This is a genomic window from Kribbella sp. NBC_00482 (genome assembly GCF_036013725.1).
Lineage (GTDB): Bacteria > Actinomycetota > Actinomycetes > Propionibacteriales > Kribbellaceae > Kribbella.
In genome coordinates, this window is the sequence record NZ_CP107881.1 from 2,098,718 (window position 1) to 2,116,311 (window position 17,594).

16 protein-coding genes are annotated in these 17,594 nt (G+C 66.9%); 4 read left to right on the forward strand and 12 right to left on the reverse strand.

The window, feature by feature from the left end; genetic code table 11:
• Nucleotide 1: 1 nt before the first annotated feature.
• The 3 genes from OHB24_RS10600 to OHB24_RS10610 are packed head-to-tail and all read left to right on the forward strand — an operon-like array spanning nt 2 to nt 2,130.
• Entirely contained in the window at nt 2-1,003 is a 1,002-nt protein-coding gene (locus OHB24_RS10600; protein WP_327638793.1) for an alanine racemase, read from the forward strand.
• 34 nt (nt 1,004-1,037) lie between these two features.
• Entirely contained in the window at nt 1,038-1,760 is a 723-nt protein-coding gene (locus tag OHB24_RS10605; RefSeq protein ID WP_327638794.1) for a methyltransferase domain-containing protein, read from the forward strand.
• Nucleotides 1,761-1,770: 10 nt separating this feature from the next.
• A complete protein-coding gene (locus tag OHB24_RS10610) occupies nt 1,771-2,130 on the forward strand; it encodes a VOC family protein (protein WP_327638795.1) in 360 nt (119 codons plus the stop codon).
• On the opposite strand, the gene OHB24_RS10615 is transcribed toward OHB24_RS10610, so the two are convergent.
• Nucleotides 2,131-3,285 (reverse strand): NAD-dependent epimerase/dehydratase family protein, encoded by a 1,155-nt coding sequence (locus OHB24_RS10615; protein WP_327638796.1) that lies wholly within the window; start codon nt 3,283-3,285, stop codon nt 2,131-2,133. It lies immediately after the preceding gene.
• 156 nt (nt 3,286-3,441) lie between these two features.
• Here OHB24_RS10615 and OHB24_RS10620 point away from each other — a divergent pair, with 156 nt between their 5' ends.
• Nucleotides 3,442-3,903 carry a GtrA family protein gene (locus OHB24_RS10620; protein ID WP_327638797.1) on the forward strand — a complete coding sequence of 154 codons (462 nt, stop codon included), beginning with the start codon at nt 3,442-3,444 and terminating at the stop codon, nt 3,901-3,903.
• Here OHB24_RS10620 and OHB24_RS10625 read toward each other — a convergent pair.
• The 11 genes from OHB24_RS10625 to OHB24_RS10675 all read right to left on the reverse strand — a co-directional run bounded on the left by OHB24_RS10625 (nt 3,815) and on the right by OHB24_RS10675 (nt 17,452).
• On the reverse strand, nt 3,815-5,968 hold the full coding sequence (locus OHB24_RS10625) for a glycosyltransferase (RefSeq protein WP_327638798.1): 2,154 nt from the start codon (nt 5,966-5,968) through the stop codon (nt 3,815-3,817). The two genes, OHB24_RS10620 and OHB24_RS10625, sit on opposite strands and share 89 nt — an antisense overlap.
• Before the next feature lie 17 nt (nt 5,969-5,985).
• Entirely contained in the window at nt 5,986-6,885 is a 900-nt protein-coding gene (locus tag OHB24_RS10630) for an NAD-dependent epimerase/dehydratase family protein (RefSeq protein WP_327638799.1), read from the reverse strand.
• A gap of 67 nt (nt 6,886-6,952) precedes the next feature.
• Nucleotides 6,953-7,294, reverse strand: a complete 342-nt coding sequence (locus OHB24_RS10635) for a hypothetical protein (protein ID WP_327638801.1) — start codon at nt 7,292-7,294, stop codon at nt 6,953-6,955.
• A gap of 93 nt (nt 7,295-7,387) precedes the next feature.
• Nucleotides 7,388-8,797 carry an HD domain-containing protein gene (locus OHB24_RS10640; RefSeq protein WP_327638802.1) on the reverse strand — a complete coding sequence of 470 codons (1,410 nt, stop codon included), beginning with the start codon at nt 8,795-8,797 and terminating at the stop codon, nt 7,388-7,390.
• Entirely contained in the window at nt 8,790-9,005 is a 216-nt protein-coding gene (locus OHB24_RS10645; RefSeq protein WP_327638803.1) for a hypothetical protein, read from the reverse strand. The genes OHB24_RS10640 and OHB24_RS10645 overlap by 8 nt, the downstream gene beginning before the upstream one ends.
• A gap of 110 nt (nt 9,006-9,115) precedes the next feature.
• Nucleotides 9,116-10,168: a hypothetical protein gene (locus OHB24_RS10650; RefSeq protein WP_327638804.1), complete on the reverse strand. Its 1,053-nt coding sequence runs from the start codon at nt 10,166-10,168 to the stop codon at nt 9,116-9,118.
• 228 nt (nt 10,169-10,396) lie between these two features.
• Nucleotides 10,397-10,726 carry a hypothetical protein gene (locus OHB24_RS10655; protein ID WP_327638805.1) on the reverse strand — a complete coding sequence of 110 codons (330 nt, stop codon included), beginning with the start codon at nt 10,724-10,726 and terminating at the stop codon, nt 10,397-10,399.
• A gap of 14 nt (nt 10,727-10,740) precedes the next feature.
• A complete protein-coding gene (locus tag OHB24_RS10660) occupies nt 10,741-12,147 on the reverse strand; it encodes a hypothetical protein (RefSeq protein WP_327638806.1) in 1,407 nt (468 codons plus the stop codon).
• A gap of 187 nt (nt 12,148-12,334) precedes the next feature.
• Nucleotides 12,335-15,016 (reverse strand): ATP-binding protein, encoded by a 2,682-nt coding sequence (locus OHB24_RS10665; protein ID WP_327638807.1) that lies wholly within the window; start codon nt 15,014-15,016, stop codon nt 12,335-12,337.
• Nucleotides 15,013-16,836, reverse strand: a complete 1,824-nt coding sequence (locus tag OHB24_RS10670) for a hypothetical protein (RefSeq protein ID WP_327638808.1) — start codon at nt 16,834-16,836, stop codon at nt 15,013-15,015. The genes OHB24_RS10665 and OHB24_RS10670 overlap by 4 nt, the downstream gene beginning before the upstream one ends.
• Nucleotides 16,829-17,452, reverse strand: a complete 624-nt coding sequence (locus OHB24_RS10675; RefSeq protein ID WP_327638809.1) for a hypothetical protein — start codon at nt 17,450-17,452, stop codon at nt 16,829-16,831. Before OHB24_RS10675 ends, OHB24_RS10670 begins: the two co-directional genes overlap by 8 nt.
• Between the last annotated feature and the right edge of the window lie 142 nt (nt 17,453-17,594).

The following is a 17,594-nucleotide window of genomic DNA, read 5'->3' on the forward strand; positions in this document are numbered from 1 at the left end:
CATGCCCCTAGTCCTGCACGTCGATTCCGATCGCTGGCGTGATCACCTGCGTTCCACGTGGAACCCCGACATCGTCCCGGTCGCCAAGGGCAACGGGTACGGGTTCGGCAACCACCGGCTGTTCGCAGAGGCCCGCGCGCTCGGCGCGCGGACGGTCGCGGTCGGCACGTACTTCGAGGTTCCCGCGGATCCACGCGAGGACGTCGTGGTCCTGTCGCCGTGGCGGCCGTTCCTCGAGGTGCCGCAGAGCAAGAACGTGATCCACACGGTCAGCCGGCTGGCCGACCTGGTCTCGATCCCGGCCGGCAGCCGGGTGCTGATCGAGGTGATGACCTCGATGCGGCGGCACGGCATCGGAGCCCGCGAACTGCGGCACACGATGCTGCTGAACGCGCTCGACCGGATCCGCTTCGAGGGCTGGTCATTGCACTTCCCGATGGGCGCCGGCGGTACATCGGCCAACCTCCGCGAGGCTCAGCAACTGGCCAAGGCGGCGCTCGACGTCCGCAAGGGCAAGCTGTGGGTATCGCACGTACCGGCACAGAAGCTGGCAGACATCGGTCCCGACGTGAAGCTCCGGATGGGCACCGGCCTGTGGCTCGGTGACCGCGGCGCGCTGTCGGTCCGGGCGACCGTCCTCGACGTGCACTCGGTCCGCCGCGGCGAGCGCGTCGGCTACCGGCAGCGCCGGGTCAGCGGTGACGGGCACATCCTGATCGTCTCCGGCGGTACGGCGCACGGCGTCGGCCTGGAGGCCCCGACCGCGGCAGCGAGCGTCCGGCAACGCGCGATCGCGATGGCCAAGGGCAGCCTGGACGCGGCCGGCATGGCGCTGTCGCCGTTCACCATCGAGGGCAAGCAACGTTGGTTCGCCGAACCGCCGCATATGCAGGCCAGCATGCTGTTCCTCCCGTCATCGGTCGCCCCGCCCGCAGTAGGCGACGAGGTCGACCTCGACGTCCGCTACACCACCACGACGTTCGACAAGGTGTCGATGGATTGACTTCAGGTCCACCTGAAGTTGCAGCGTGGACTGTATGAGCTTTCTGGAGCGGATCGAGGAGCGTCCCGGGGCGGCGGAGTTGCGTGTGGCGTCGTACCGGATGCTGGGGCTGAAACGTGGCGCGACCTGCGTCGATGTCGCGTGCGGAGCAGGTCATGCGGTCGCCGAACTGGCGAACAAGGGCCTGAAGGTGACCGGGATCGACGCCGATCCCGACGCGATCGAGGCGGCCCGGGAGCGCGCGCCCGGGGCGATGTTTCACGTGGCGCAGTCCGACGACCTGCCGCTCGAGGACGGGTCGATGGACGGCTACCGCGCGTTACGGCTGTTCCATCTGCTCGAGGATTCCGCTCCGACGGTGGCCGAGGCCTATCGGGTACTACGTCCCGGCGGGCGGATCGTGCTCGGCGGGCAGGACTACGGTTTCGTGCTGATCGACAGCTCCGACCAGGACCTGACCGACGTGATCCGCCTCGGGCTCGAGTCCCGCACGGTGTCACCCCGCGCCGCCCGAACGCTCCGCGACGTCCTCCTGGACAAGGACTTCCACGACGTCGAAGTCGCCGTACACACCGAGGTCGTCACGGACCACCGGGAGATGGCACCACAACTCAGGTCGGCCGCGGCGGCCGCGGTCGAGAAGGCGTTGATCACCCAGGACGACGCCGACAGTTGGCTCGCCGAACAGTCCCGCCGCGGCCGGCGCGGCCGCTTCCTCGCCGTCATTCCCACACTTCTTGTCGGTGGCCGCCGTTAGCGTGCGGAGAATGATTCCGTTGAAGGGCGTCGTACTGGATGCGCCGGATCCTAGAGAGCTGGCGCGGTTCTACTGCCGGCTGCTCGGCTGGGAGCTCGGCGACGACGAGGAAGGCTGGGCGACCGCGATCGGCCCGGACGACTGCTCCACCTTGTCGTTCCAGGGTGAGCCCACCTATCAGCCTCCGACCTGGCCGAGCAGTGCCGACAAGCAGCAGATGCAGTTGCACCTGGACTTCAAGGTGGACGATCTGGAGGCCGCGCATGAGCACGCGACCTCCTTGGGCGCCCGGCTACAGGACTTCCAGCCCCAGCCTGACGTCCGCGTGTACGCCGACCCCGTGGGTCACATCTTCTGCTTCTTCGTCTAGTTACTGCTTGAGGTGGCCCTTCCAGCGGACTGTCGGGAGGAGGGCGGCCGGGTCGACGCGGTCCTTGTTGGCGGAGACGATGTCGAACATCGACTCGATCAGGGTGTCGGAGAGCAGGTGCGGCTGGAGGCCGAGGCCGACCAGACCGGTGTGCTTGACGTTGTAGTAGTGCTCGGCCTGCTCGACGCGTGGGTTCTCCAGCTGCTCGACCTGGACCGGGCCGGGGAAGCACTCGGCGACCAGGCTCGCGAGCTGGGACACCGAGTAGCTCTCGGTCATCTGGTTGAAGACCCGGAACTCGCCCGCGTCCGCCGGGTTCTCCACCGCGAGCCGGATGCACTCGACGGTGTCCCGGATGTCCAGGAACCCGCGGGTCTGCCCGCCGCTGCCGTAGACAGTCAGCGGCTCCCCGAGCACCGCCTGGATGGCGAACCGGTTGAGTACCGTGCCGAACACGGCGTCGTAGTCGAACCGCGTCGCCAGCCGCGCGTCCCGCACGGTCTGGTCCGTCTGCTGCCCGTACACCACGCCCTGGTTGAGGTCGGTGACGCGCATCCCCCAGATCCGGCAGGCGAACTCGAGGTTGTGCGAGTCGTGCACCTTGCTGAGGTGGTAGAACGAGCCCGGCTTCTTCGGGTAGAGCATCCGGTCCTTGCGGCCGTTGTGCTCGACCTCCAGCCAGCCTTCCTCGATGTCGATGTTCGGCGTGCCGTACTCGCCCATCGTGCCGAGCTTCACCAGGTGGATGTCCGGGTTGGTCTCGGCGATGGCGTACATCAGGTTCAGTGTGCCGACCACGTTGTTGTGCTGCGTGTAGACAGCATGTTCGCGGTCGATCATCGAGTACGGTGCGGCGCGCTGCTCGGCGAAGTGCACGATCGCGTCCGGCGCGAACTCGCGGACCACCCGGTAGACGAAGTCGGCGTCGAGCAGATCGCCGACGTACGCCGGGATCCGCCGGCCGGAGACCTCTTCCCAGGCCGCTACCCGGCTCTCGAGATCCTCGATCGGGACCAGACTCTGGACGCCCAGCTCGCGGTCGTAACCACGCCGGGCCATGTTGTCGAGCACGGCCGTGTCATGGCCACGGTCGGAGAGGTGCAGTGCTGTCGGCCACCCGAGGTAGCCGTCACCGCCCAGGACGAGTACGCGCACGGCTCGGCCGCCTTCCGTCGGGAAACGTCGTCACAGTCCTTCCTATCCCGAGTACCCACTCCAGTAACGTGACCAGCCCCACCTATTCGCTGGCAATCGTCTGAGAATTGCCGCCGTACTGCCGCTGGCTGGTGTGGGGGTGCAGAATAGGCGGCGATGCGCGCTCTCACCAAGACCTATCTCTCCCGCAGCCGATTGTTGCTGTGGGCGAAGTACTCGGCATCCTCCGTGATCGCCACGGTGGTCAGCCAGGTGGCGTTCGCCCTGTGTTACTGGTTCGGTACGGCGGCGATCGTCGCGACGCTGGTCGCCTGGCTCGCCGGCGCGATCCCGAACTACGTGCTCAACCGCCGCTGGACCTGGGGCCGCAGCGGGCAGAAGTTGCCGTACACAATCATCGTGGTCGGGTCGGCGGTCACCGCGATTGTGGTCACGTCGGTGACCGATCGCCTGGTGCAACCTCTGGAATCACATCTGTGGAAGACCGTGCTGGTGTCAGGGTCGTACCTCGGGACCTACGCGGTGCTGTTCATTGTGAAGTTCGTGCTGTTCGACCGGCTGGTGTTCGCCAAGACTGCCGCCGACCCCGTCGAAGTACGTACTCCCGTAGCCACGTAGTCGTCATCACCCGCCCGTAGTTCGCGCCGTACACGACACCCGGGCCCTTCTTGCTGCTCCCGTCACCGCGGCGGCGCATCGTCATCGGCAGCTCGACCACGCGGGCGCCCAGCGCCAGTGCGCCCAGCAGCAGCTCCGACGACTGGTACTGCGGCTCACGCAACGTCACTGCTGTCGCGAGTTCTGCTCGCATCGCGCGGAACCCGAACGACGTGTCGGTCAGCTTCTGGCGGGTCAGGATCGACGCGAGTACGGCGAACACCCGGACGCCGACCCAGCGCAGCCGGCTGTCCGCGTCCTCCGCCCCGAGGCGGCGCGACCCTGTGACGAAGTCGGCCCGGTCGAGCAGGATCGGCTCCAGGAGGGTCTCCAGCTCGTCGTTGTCGTACTGACCGTCCGCGTCCGTTGTGACGACGTACCGCGCTCCGCCTTGTGCTGCCAGGTGATAGCCGAGTCGGAGCGCCGCGCCTTGACCACGGTTGCTCGGGGCAACACACACGTACGCCCCGTGTTCACGGGCGACTTCGGCGGTGTTGTCGGTCGCGCCGTCCACGACGACCAGGACGTCGACCGGGAGACCGGCGCAGGTCCGCGGCATGTCGGTGAGCACTGGACCGATGCCGCCGGCCTCGTTGTAAGCGGCGATGACTACGACGACCGGGGCGAAGTTCGGCGTCTCCTTGATCGCTGCGGAGTCCACGGCGTCTGGGAAGTCCGCCATCGGAGGTCGTGCCTGATCCTTGCCGAGCAGGGCACGGAGGCCGATGGCGCCTGCCAGCGGGAAGAAGACCAGTCCGGGCAGTTGGTAGCGCCAGGAGAACTCGAACGCAGCTGAGCCGAGCAGGAGGATCACACCGGCGGCTACGGGGAACAGTGTGGCCGACCGGAGCTCCTTAGCCCGTGCTACTGCAGCAAGAGCGATCAGCACGCACAGTGCGAGCAGTGTGCCGGACGTGTAGCCGCCGTGGAGCTGATAGGTGCGCAGGATGACCGCAGGCACGTGGGAGACCTGTGGCTCGGACCCTCCCCATTTCACTGCAGCCTTTGCAGTGTTGGCGTCTTGGAGGTTCGGGTAGGTCAGCTGGAACTGCCAGCGGTCCAGCGGTACGTCGTCGGGTGAGGTGGTGCGGGTGGGCGCGAAACCTTTCCCGAAGTCCTTCAGCGCCGCCCACGTCACGTCCAGCGGCTGGTGCTTGATCACGAGGTGCGCGAACTCGGTCGCCAGTTGACGCTTCGTCGTACCTGGTGGAAGCGGGCCGGGCCAGTTCGGGTCGCCGTAGTGGTTGTGGGCGTACTTGTCCACGCCGAGGCGTTGGCCGAGCGGCTCCTTCGGGCAGAACAGCCGCGTGCCCTCGTCGAGCGGGAGCTTGTCGCAGTTGGCGACCGTGGCAGTCCGCCCGTACAGGACCTGGTTCTCGGCGCCGGTGAAACCCCAGCGGCCCGTTTCCGCGTGGTAGTAGCCGGCGTACGCGGCGAAGACGACACCGAATCCCGCGACGGCGGCAGCGGTACGGCGTACGCGCTGTCTGCCCACCACGAGCAGGTAGAGCACTACAGCGATCAGCAGGACCAGGCCGATCGCGCGCACCGTGAAGGCGGCTCCGACCAGTACGCCGACGACTGCCGCGCGCCCCCAGCCCGGCGCACCCTTGGCGATCAGGAGCCAGAGGATCGCCACCAGGATCACGTCGAACGTGGTCTCGGCCATGATGTTCTGCTCGATCTGCACCTGGTACGCGTCGAGCAGGATCGGCGCCGCGGCGAACGCGGACAGCCAGCGGTAGACGGTGAGCCTGCGCGCCAGTGCGTAGATCGCGACACCGAGAAGCAGCCCGGTGAGGTGCTGCACGATGACGACGAGGGTCAGTCCACCGATCGCCACCAACGGTCCGAGCACGAAGTCGTACCCGATCGGGTTGAGCTGATCAGGGCTCAGCTTGCCCATGTTCGTCAGGTACTGGACGGAATCGGTGTAGATGATCGCGGGCCGGTACGCGACGGTCGCGAGGACGCGCAGCACCAGACCCGCCACCAGAAAGACAGCCAGCAGCCAGTGCTTCCTCACTGTCCCGTGAAGCGTGCTCACGGGGTCTTGAAATACTGCCACGTCCGGGCCAGACCGTCTTCCAACGAAACCGTCGGTTGGTAACCGAGATCGTTGGTGATGTCCACGACCACAGCCGGCATCTCGCCCGCCGGAGCCTCGATGTGCTCGGCCGGAACCGGGCAGCCGGTCACCGCCCGCACCGCGTCGATCATCTCGAGCACCGACACCGACCGTCCGGACCCGATGATCGCGCGCCCGTCGTACTTGCTGTCGAGCGCGAGCAGTACGCCGCGCACCACGTCGTCGATGAAAACCAGATCGCGCCTTTGCTGCCCATCGCCGTACACCCGCACGCCGGTACCGCTCAACGCCGCCCGCATCATCCGCGGCACGAAGCTGTCCTTGTGCGACATCCCCGGCCCGTACACATTGGTGAACCGCAGCGCCGCGGTCGCCATCCCGTAACTGCCCGAGTACGCCGACAGCAACATCTCGCCCGCCGCCTTCGTCGCGCCGTACGGCGTCAACGGCCGCAACGGAAGGTCCGCGGTGATGGTCGACGTACCGACATCCCCCACCACCGCATTGGTCGACGCCAGCACGAACCGGTCCACGCCACTACCGCGACTCAACTCCAGCAGCACCTGCGTGATCGTCACGTTCTGCGCAAAGGTCTGCATCGGCGCATCCACCGACCGCAACACCGACGTCAACGCCGCCAGATGCACCACCGCCGTAGGCCGCGTCTCGAACGCCGCAATACAGGTCTCCTGCTCCGCAAGATCCCCCGTCACCACCTGCACCCCGTCATCCCACGACGAATCCGGCGGCTCCCGATCCACCGCAGTAACCAACACCCCCCGCCCCCGCAAAGCCCCCACAACAGCCCGCCCCACAAACCCCGACGCCCCCGTGACCAGCACACGTTCGTCCATACCCCTCAACCTACCCGCGCCCCCACACCCCCGCCCACACCCATCGCTCGATCACAAGGCGTCACAGCTATGACCGCAGGCCCGCACCCGCCAGCTCGGCCAGTTCGTTGAGCCGAGCGATTCCGCCGGCCCGCCCGGGAAGATCCTCCGGTAACCGCTGCTCCGCATCGACGACAAGACCGTCGTGGATCAGCGACAGAACCTGCATCCGCACCGTGGGCTCGAACTCGCCGAGGTTCAAGAAGCCGACGTTCTCTTCATCGACTTCGCGCAACTCCTGTGCGATCGGCTCACCGTCCAGTCTCCTCACAAGGTAGTCCAGCACGAAGTTGAAAGCCCACGACGGGACATCCCAGCGATTGCTGTCACCAAGCTCAATCGTTCCGGCCATCAGATCCGCCTTCTCCAAGTGATGCTCCACCTTCGCCTTGAAATGATCCCATTGAAGATCGAGATACCGCGCAGAGAAGTTGCCGACGGCTCCAAGGTTCTGGTTGCGCGGCTACATCGCTGCCCTCCACGACATCGTCCGTCTCGGCAGGTTCCGGGCGGGCGTTGCTGAGGTATTGCAGGCGGGACAGGGTGTCGTCGTGGTGCATGTGGGCGCGGAGATCCGGAGGGTACGACGCGAACGGGTCCGGCTGAGCGTCGGGTGGGGGCGGATCGGCGGATCGGTCCGACGAGTGCCGATCGCTCTCGTTGGGGCTCCTCGCGCTGGTCGGGCTCGCTGTGGTGGTCGGGCTCGCTGTGTTCGTCGGCGGGGTGGGGGCGGGCGGTCGTGCGGCTCGGCGTTGGGCTTGGGTGCGTCGGTTGTGATCTGGGCGGAGATCGGGAGTGGGATCGAGGTCAGCTCGAGGCGCGGTGTTGTCGTGGCCTCGTCGAGGACTCGTACGGCGTGGGCGTACTTCTGACGCAAGCGGTCTTGTGTCGCCGGATCCAGCTGGCTCTGGCGTGACGGGCTGATGTTGTGTTCGATGTCGGCTCGCTTGACGAGGACGGCATCGGGGGTTCGGGTGAGGCGCGTCAGATAGTCGTCGTGAGATTCGCCGGTCCGACGGGTGAGGGCGTCGACCATGTCCACGACGGAATCGGGTCCGCCGAGGTCGCGGAGTTGCGCAAGCGTGCAGGCGGTGTCTTCCACGGTGTCGTGAAGGAGCGCCGCCATCTGCTGGTCCGTACGGGCGCCGTTCGCCCGCGCAATCGCCGCAGCGCCACGAACGTGGTCGACGTACGGCTCCCCGCTCTTGTCGACCTGCTCCCGGTGAAGAGCTGCCGCGAGTTTGTCGGCAGTCTCGATGCTGTCGACCGGACCCATAAGGTACGAGTACGCGTCAGCCCAGTGCTTGAACAGCCCATCCAGCAGCTCATCCACAGACGCCAACGGAACGAATCGCTCGACGGTCTCCGCGTAGTACGAGCGCTGCTTCGCGACCCGCGGATGCGTATGCAAGCGCTGCACGTTGCTGTACCGATCCGACAGCTTCAGCAGCAACACGTCGCGCGGCGCCCGCGCGAGCTTCGCCAGGTACGCCGTCCGCACCTCATCCTTCGACTCCCCCGAGCGAACCTCCGGAATCGTGACCGCCTCCACCAACCCCGCCGTACGCTCCCCGAACCGCGCCACCAGATCGGCTCCCGTGCCCGGCGTGTCTTCCACAACGTCGTGCAGCAGACCCGCCCGGAGCAGATCGACGTCATTGACGCCGAGGCCGCTCGCCAGCACTTGCAGCACCTGAAGCAGATGCTGCCAATAGGGTTCGCCGGCCGGTCTGGTCTGGCCTTCGTGCCACTCGACCGCGGCATCGAACGCTACGCCCAATTCGCCAACGATCTGATCGGAGAGGAGTGCCCGCAGGTCGGGCTCCGCAGCGCTCCAGTCGTCCCATCCGGGGAAGATGCGCACGTCAGCCATGGAGCACACGGTCTCGGTATTCGTCCCACCCGGGAAGATCGAACGGAACCGGCTCATCGGCCGTGACCTCGTGGAACTCGAACTGGCCCGCCTGCCCACGCTCCCGCAACGCCGTCCCGGCCTCCTTGACTACTTCGCGTGCGGCCACGTCATCGGCGTAGCGGCGGGCATCCACGGCGAACGCCGCCTTGAGGTCTCCATCGACCACCGCATACCCGATGCCAACCCATCTCGTCCCAGCCGACAACTCAATCCCTTCCAACCATCGACTCATCTCCACTATGAAGACTCGACCATCGTGATCACCGCACCCACCTTTCAGTGCCCGCGGGCGGCTGCCCGACCCGGCGGCTGTTCCAGTGGATACAGCTTCCGCCAGAGGCGGGTGAGGAACAGGCGGTCGTCTCCCTCGTCCTCGTAGCCGGCCGCGACTCTCAAAGCAGGCGGGTACGACATCCGGTCGTCGCCTGCCAACAACCGCTTGAACTCGGACTTGAAGGTTGCCAGCTCGCTGTCGTTCGGATCATCGATCGCAACCCGTCGAATCAGGTAGGTGAAGTTGTCGTAGCGGATTTCGGGGTGAAGGTAGGTCTCCATGAAGTTGAGGATCGTGGCAAACGGGAAGTCCTTCAGGTAGAGCCACAGCCGGTCGGTGACTTCCATCCGCAGTTCCCCAGTGGGCAGTCGCTGAGGCGCAGGCGTCATCGTGCAGATCTGCTGTCCGCCTGCCTCCGTCTGGGAGTTCGGGACGAACCGGACGATGACATGTCCGTTCTCGAACGTCGGTATCTGCTCGACCGCCGCTCGTACGACGTCGGTCATGTCGGCGCCGGTCCACCGCGCCCAAGTGAGACTCTTACGCACATAGAGGGCCTCGGACCAGTCGCCGGCCAACGCGAATCCCGAGCATGACCGATACCCATCGGAACCCAACAGGTCGGAGATCGGGATTCTCACCGGGAAAGGGATCCGTCCCCCATGCGCAGGCGTGTCCAGTGCACGGCGTCCTTCGGGGTGTTTGCTGACACCCATAAAGGCGGCAGCGAACGCAGTCGCATCGTGAATCCTGGTCGTCTCTGGGCCGCACAGGTGCTGTCGGTCATGTCTGACGCCGTCGAAGCCCATCATTCGTTGCCGCTGTTGCGTCTGCGCGGGGTCCTCGGCATAGGCAACTCGCCGCCGGTACAACGTGTCGTCACCCATCGCCGCGTGACGCTTGTGCGAATGGCCGAGACCACAATCGATCGACGCATAGACCCGCTGAACCAGCGGATCACACTCCGCCACGGGGATCAGCCAGGGCCTCCGCTCCTTGCGCGCGGCAACATACGCCATCGCGTCTTTGATCTCCTGCTCTCGTCGGTCACTCATCGGCCGGCTCCGATTGCTCCAATAACGTCTCGTGCGTGCGCGTACTGCGCCCTGAGGCGCTCCTGTGGTGCGGGCCGCTCCCCACACCCGGAAGCCGCGGAGTCCCAGTCCCTCCACTCCGAAACTCGCACCTCAACCACCCACGGAAGAAGGCTGCTCAACTCCTCCTCTGCGGCAGGCCACCCATCCCACCCCGGAAACACCTGGACATCAGCCGCAGCCACACCCTCACCCCTCAGCCGGCAAAGCCTCGCCCGGATACAACTCCCGCCACAACCACACCAAAAACTCGTCATCCGTCTTCCAGTCGTCGCCGTCCGCGGCGAGGCTCAAGGCGTCGCCCGTCAGCCCATCGCGCTCACCCTTCAGCAGGCGCCAAAACTCTGCCTTGAAGGTCTGCAACTCCGTGTCATCCTGGCGGTCTCCCTGCGCTCGCCGCTTGAGAGCAGAGAAGTTGCCCGGATCGGCCTCGGAGTGGAGATGCGTTTGTACGACCGACAGGAACGTCGCGAACGGTGCATCCCTATGCTTCAGCCAGTACTCACCGGAGTAGCTCACGTGGGTCTCCTCAGTCATTCTTCGAACGGACGCGGAAAGAGTGTGTAGATCCCGTAGGTTTGGGTTTCAGGATTCCGCTTGAAGACGATCTTGATGTCACCGCCCTCGAACGTCGGAATCCGCGCGACCTCCGGGGCCGGGAGATCCGAGACATCTGCTCCGGCTCGCATCGCGTGCAGCCATTCCTTGCGCGCAGCCTTCGCCTCCGGCCAGCCGTTCAACGTGAAGCCCGAACAGAACTCGTGCCCGTTCGGCCCCAGGAGTTCTACGATCGGCACCAAGATGTCACGAGGCTGCATGTTGTTGTCGAAAGGTTGATCCAGGGCCGCACGTACGTCGGGATGCTCGGACGCCATCACATAGACCGCTGCGAGAGCCGTTGCGTCGTGGATTCGTGTCGAATCCCTGCCACAGTAGTGTTGCTTGGTGGGGTCGATGCCGTCGATGCCGAGAGCCCGTTTCTCCGGATCACGTTGTGCAGGGTCTTCATTGAAGGCGACCCTGCGGGCCTGCAGTTCGTCGGCCCCCATCGCGCCGTGCCGGATATGGCCGTGGCCATCCGACAGGTCGATCGAAGCGTAGACGCTTTGAACCATCGGCTCACAGTTGGCCGCCGGCGCCAGCCACGGACGGGAGTCCTGGTGCGCGGCGATGTAGGCGACTCCGTTTCGCACATCCTCTGCGCGTCGGTCGCTTGCTTCGCTCAGCTCGTCGGTCTGCACGTCACTCGTCATCGATACTTCGGGTTTCGGAGGTCGCGACATCGCTATCCTCTCAGGGTCCCAGCGGTCGAAGCGGGCCTTGATCGGCTCGCCGTTGACCTCGGTGTCGAGCTTGAGAGCGGCCGCGACATCGTCCGTCCCATGGTTCTGATCGACATCCTCCCGGGCTTGGCCGGTGTCGTCGCCTTCGGCCGCTGCCTCCGACGATTCGTGATGCGTCGGATCGCTGACCCGTTCGTCGATCGCCGTCTCGTCGGCTTCGGTGAGTTCATCATCTGCCCCTTGAGCCGCGGCGGTGTCCGCAACGAGCAGTTCGTTGACGATGTCGGGCTGGTCCGGCGGCGGGCTGTCTTCGGTCTCGGAGGGGCGGACCTCGACGTGCTCTGAAGGATCGATGTCGTCGTCTTGTTCTGAGTCCGAGTGGTCGTTGGTTCCCCAGCCGAGGCGGGTGAATCTCGGGTCCCGGAGCATCTCTTCACGCAGGTTTGCGGGCAGTTGGTCGGAGACATCCCGAACAGTCGATGTCGAGTCGTCGGCCGACCCTGAGATTGCAGTCGTGTCTGCGTCATCTCGGCCTGGCTCGCGCAGAGCGTCTGCGGCGTCATCAGCCGGCTTGGCCACGGAGCGATCCGCCACGCCATCCTGACGGGCGTCCCGGCTTGAGCCAGTCGGGTCCTCGCCGGATTCGTCCGAGGCCATGGACCGCTCCTCGACTGTTCGGTCACCGGAACCGGTGAGGCCCTGCTGGCTGTGGGCCTCAGGGTCTGGCCGGCGGTCGAACGCGTCACTGGCGGCAGGGTCGGCAGGTGTGCCGGGGGTTGGTGGGCTGTCGGAGGGGCGGTTGGGTTCGACGGGTTCTGTTCTGTGCCTCGGTCGATCCATGCCGCTAGCCCTCCATCGCTTCCAGCATCCGGAATACGTGGCGGTGCCAACTGCCGGGAACTGTTAGTCCGCGGGCCGCGGTGATCAACTGGGCGTACGGCCCGGTGGCCGTGGACAGATTAGCGGCGGCGCGGAGGAGGGTGCCATCTCCGAACAGCAGCATCGGGGAGGCCTTGGCGGGTTGGCCTTTCAAGTAGCTGCCGATCTGTTCCCCGATCGTCAGCCCCCCGAGCTTCAGCCCTCGCGCCTCCCACTGCCCCGTCAGCGGGTGCGGTGCATCGAACGGCCCGGCGTACGTCCGCAGTGCGTCTGCCACGTCCGCGAACCGGAAAACCCCGGCCTGCCACTCGATCTCTGTTGTCGGGCAGCTGATCGTTTCCTGTCGGACGGTGCCGAGGACGACCTCGGCCAAATGATCGATCAATAGCGCCGGGGCGACGTCGTCCTCGATCGCCTCCGAGCGCCCCAACACGGCCACTCCTACTGCCTCGGCGATCGCGCACTCCAGCACCGCCGGCGAAACCTCGTCCAACGACCAGGCGGTAGCAGGCACCGGTTTCGGGGCGGCAGCCAGATGGGCGACGGTGAGGAGTTCGACCCACAGGACGAACCTGGGGTTGTTCTCAAGGAATCGGGCGGCGTCGGCGATGTTGCGAACCGTGCAGAGGCGACCGTGACAGCTGACTCCGCAGACACTGCTACGTCTACCGGCCGCTGCCACGGTTGGCGGCGAAGCGGCTCGTCGTTCGCGGGGTTCGCCGTGGGGGATTTGGAGGAGGATGGGGCGGTCCATGCCGTCGGTGAAGGTGGCGGCTTGGCCGGGTGGGAGGGAGACGACGGCTCGGGATTGGGGGGTGTCGAGGTTCATGGTGGCGCCGACGGTTTCGCGGTCGTCGGCGGCGGGGAGGCGGTGCAGGATCTTGAGGGCGGAGTTCTTGACGACGTCGGGGATGACCTTGCCGGGGATCTGCTCGGCGACCACGATGCCTTCGCCGTACGCGCGGATCTCGGCGAGCAGGCCGGCGAACATCTCAACGGCGTGACCGGCGGTGCCGTCAGTGCTTGCCTTGAGCAACCGGTGGGCCTCTTCGACGACCGTGACGTGGCGCAGGCCGGAGGCGGGTCCGCGACGGACGCGGAGGTGTTCGATCAGGCGGATCAGTACGACGCCCATGCAGAACGCCTTGTCCTGGTCGTCGCCGACGTCCTCGAGTTCGAGTACGACGTTCCGGCTGAGCAGGTCCGCGACGTCGAGCGGGTGGCCGCCGCCGAGGAACCGGCCGGGTGTTCCGAGGAGCAGGGAGGTGAGGCGGACGTCGACGAAACCGCGGACATCGGCGGCGAGTTCAGCGCCGTACCCGATGTCGTCGACCACGTCCCGTGCGGTGAGCTGCAGATCCGCGAGCGTCGGGTACTGCGGGCCGCCGCGGCTCAGCGCGAGATCCCAGCCGAACGAGGTGTAGCAGCGGGTCAGCGCCTGACTGAGGACCTGTGGAAAAGGCTCGTTCGCCTCGAAGGCGGCCAGGAAGAGCGCGCGGACGAGGTCGAGGTGCGTCTGCAGCGGGAACCCGGCCTCCGGTTCCAGAGGATTCAGGCTCAGCGGTACGGCGTCCGGATCGCCGAGCCGGACGACCGCGACGCTGGATTCCGAACCCAGCCGGCCCGCCATCCCGGCGTACTCCGCCTTCGCCGGCTCGATCACCAGCCACGGTACGGCGGCCGCCGTGAGGCCCTCGAGCAGGTGGCGGATCGTTTGCGACTTGCCCGAACCGGTGGCACCGGCAACGAACGCGTGCCGGTTCAACGTGTCCCGCGAAACGGTCATGGTCCCGACCGCGCGCCCCGACGCGTCGATGACGTCCCCGAGCGGGATCCCGTCCGCCGGCGTCTCGGGCGTCAGGTCGAAACGCACCTGTTCGACCACGCGAACACCGGCGATCTCCCGCACAGGCGGCCGCGCGACCGCCGCCAGCAACTCCCCCGTCGCCTCGAAAGGGCGACCCTCGCCCTGAGCTGTCAAGGCGTACGGCGTGGCATGCAAGTCAGCCGCCCCGGACAAGGTCTGCGCGACCAGCGCCGCACTGGCTTCATCAACCCCACCAGCAAGAATCTCCACCGACCACAGCCCGCCCTGCGCCGCGGAGAAATCCCGGTAGCGAGCACGACTCCGCTCAAGCTCGAGCGCGTCCCGCCCCGAGATCTTCTCCCGGTCCAGCCCGATCGTCATCCGCAGATGAAGATCGTCAAGCAACTCGCCCCGCTCCTGCACGCCAAGAGGCGAGGCCCGCACCAACCAGGCGAAAGCCGGCAACGCCTCCGCAAGATCCTCCAGCGTCCCGGCAGGCTCGGCCTCGGCCTCGGGCAGCGCAGTGAGTACGTCGTGCACGCCGTCAACACCCACCCAGCAAGGGAAGTCGACGGCGTCCGCAGCGATCGCCCGAGCACCCACCGGATAGGAGACCGCGCCGTCCACAGGCTCGATCCCCACCCGCACCTCGATCGGCCCACCGGCCACCGCGCGAGTCCAGCAGCAACTGAACGGACGCCCCGCCGACGCCTGCAGCATCAACGCAGGCAACAACCCACGCCGAAGCGCCGTCAGCCGCTGTGCCAGATCCGTGTCCGGTCCACCAGCCAACGGCACCGAGGTCACGCGCCACCGCGGAATCACACGGTGCGAGCTCACGAAGCACCCAACCGTGGATCGCAATCACCCAGCCGCGGACTCGCGGGATCGAGCGGATCCACCATCACGAATGCAGTCGGCGACAACCCCTGCAGCACGGTCGGCTCGACGGAGTACTCGTACGTGCGCTGATACCCGACCGACGTACTCTCCGTGGTCCCGCTCGACGCCGAACTCGAGGTCGACTCCGACCACGACGTACCGCCTGTGGTCGACGACGAGGACTGCTCGCCCGAAGTCTTCGACCCGGTTCGATGCCGCCGACTGAACAACAGCCCGAACGTCGCCTGCCGACTGTCCGACGTCTGCACGCCGACCGAATCGCTCGTCGACGAACTGTTGCCGCGCGTCGTGCTGTCCGACGTCGACGTGGAGGTGTTCGTCCCATGTGAATAGGTGAACTGGCTAGCCACCAGCCGGTGCTGCCGCCCGATGAAGGTCGCGGCCTGCTCGGCCTCCTTTGCGTTCCCGAGGCGCATGAACAGTACGGCGTCCCCGCCGCCGAGGAGCTCGACCGCGCCGTCCCGCAGATGCGCGAACAGCAGCACAAGACGGATCCCGTTGCGTCGGCAGATGCTGTCGAACCGCTCGAGCTCCGGCCGCGCCACCGCGTCGGCACCGGCGATCACCACGATGCGCTCACCACGCCCTGACAGCTGGCCGCGCTGAATCCGGACCATCGTGATCTGGAACAACAGATGCCTGAGCAACGAGGCGGTCAGCTCCGGCTCGCGATGCGACAGCTCGAACACCCGCAGCGAGACGTCGTCGTCCTCCCACCCGTCCATCGGCGCGTCACCCGTCACAGCGGACAGCCGCTGCACACCAGCGGCCAGCCGGAACAGCCGTGCCTCCGCCGTACGCCGCGCAGCCTCGCTCAACAGGTCGGACAGCTTCGTGTACTCGGCCCGCGTCAACGAAGCCCGCTGATCCGGCGTCAGCTGTCGCAGCAGCACCTGGAACGCCAGATGCAGTCTCGTGAAGGTGACCGGAGCATCCGTCAGGCACTCGACGACCTGCTGCACCAGGGTCGCGTCGACACCACGCGACTCGCTCTGCTCGGGCTCCGCCGCGCGCAACCCTTCGGCGACCACGACACCGATCTCATCAGCGCTCAGACCGGTGAGAGGGTTCAGCGCACGCGCCTCGTCCGGTACGACCGCCGACCGGATCGGCGCACCGTACTCAGAAGCCATCTGGCGCAGCGGCTCGATCACGGCGTCCTGTGTGAGGTCGAGAACCACCAGCCGCCCGCCGGCGCTCATCAGCGAGCTCCCCATCGCGAGCAGCGCAGCACGCCAGCCCGCGGCAGTCCCGCCGTACAGGTCGACGCGTTCCTTCGTCACCGGGCCGACCGGCACCCACGGGCGTACGGCGCTGACCTGCAGGGACTTGGTCTGCTCCCGATCACTCAGGTCCTGCTGCCACGCCTGAACGTCGCGCTCGAACCGGGTCATCGTGCTGACGCAGTGGGCCAACCACAGCTGATGCTCTTTGACGGCCGCCCGTCGGAGCAGCTCCGGCCGTCCCCAGCACAGCCAGCCGAGGCCGATCGCCACTGCGGCAGGCGCCAGCGCCACCAACGGATCGACGACGACACCGACCACGACGGCCGCTACGACGGCCGCGACCATTGTCCAGGTCAGGACGGGACGCATCCGTAGGGCGGCGGCACGCTTGGTCTCGAGCGTCGCGAGCTCCGACGGCGGCGGTACGGCGGGAACGGGCGGGTCCTGGTGCTCTACGACCACGACCTCTCGCCCGCGGTACTCCCAACCCCACTGCTCGGCCTCACGGGTCGCGACTGCCGGCTCAGCCATGTGCCGCACCGTTCAGCCGGTCCAGGACCACGCCACGCGCCAGGTCCGCCAGGATCGCCTCCGCTTCCTTGACGGTTGCAGAGGCACGGCTGACCGTCGAGTCCCGTTCCGCATCATCAGCTGTGGTGAACCGCCGGCGGCATCCGGCGCAGTGCGTCGCCGACAGGTCGGACCACGATCCACAGGACGAGCAGCGCCGTGCCTGGAGCATCCGCTCGGCTGTGGATAACCGTCGACGTTCCAGCAGCGCCCGCTGCCAGCGCGCCTGGGCCTGCGGCAGGTACTCGACCAGTTGCCGGTCTGTGAAGCTCTTCCCGCCGCCGGCCAGCACCGCCGAGGTCAGCCGCGCGGCGGCGTCCCGGTGGACTCCGGTCGCCTTGCCCATCGGTCCCACGGTCACCAGGAGCGGAAACCAGCCGAGTGTCTGCAGTCGCAGAGCCGCGTCGCCACGGTTCCAGCGCAGGGACATGGTCGACGTGTCGTCCGGATCGGCGCTCCAGCCGGCCGGACGCAATGCCACCTCGAACAGGGCTCGCTGCGGGGCGTCCAGCGCGGCATGCGGCAGGAGCAGGTGGGTGTGCTGCCGACGGACCGGCCCGGCGCGTTCCACAGCCACCACTACGTCCTCCCGAGAACGTGCGGTCTCCCCAGCGGACCGCGCAAGGTAACTGTAGTTACCGCCTGTGCCTGTCGCAGCCCGATCGCGTTGCCACTTGTGGAAAACTCCGACCCCAACGCGGACCGAACGCGACGAAGCC